Origin of the sequence: Burkholderia sp. GbtcB21, from assembly GCF_019091065.1 — a bacterium.
Taxonomy (GTDB): Bacteria; Pseudomonadota; Gammaproteobacteria; order Burkholderiales; family Burkholderiaceae; genus Burkholderia; species Burkholderia pyrrocinia_C.
The window spans coordinates 1-248 of sequence record NZ_JAGXKA010000373.1 but is presented as its reverse complement, the minus strand read 5'-3'; the positions used below and the strand labels follow the sequence as shown (position 1 = coordinate 248).

Genomic DNA, 248 nt, shown 5'->3' with positions numbered 1-248 from the left:
CGCTGCCTTCCAGTTGCAGCTCGTAGCGGCGGCCATCGGTGCCGGTGCGCCCGCCGACCGCCAGCGCGCGGCCGTCGCCGAGCTGGCCGGCCCACACGCCGAACTGGTGGCCGGAATATACCGATGCGTACGGCACCGCGGTTGCGGGCCAGTCGCGCGTCGGGTTGCCGGCGAACAGTACGGCAAAGCCGGGCTGCGCGGCGAGCGACGTCGGCAGGTCGAGCAGTTGCGCGACTTCGTCGGAAAAG

1 protein-coding gene is annotated in these 248 nt (G+C 72.2%); it reads right to left on the bottom strand.

The genetic code is table 11. The annotated features are described in order from the left end of the window. The coding region (locus KVT39_RS37135) for a protein adenylyltransferase SelO family protein (protein WP_217591506.1) at nt 1-248 on the bottom strand (248 nt) is incomplete at both ends.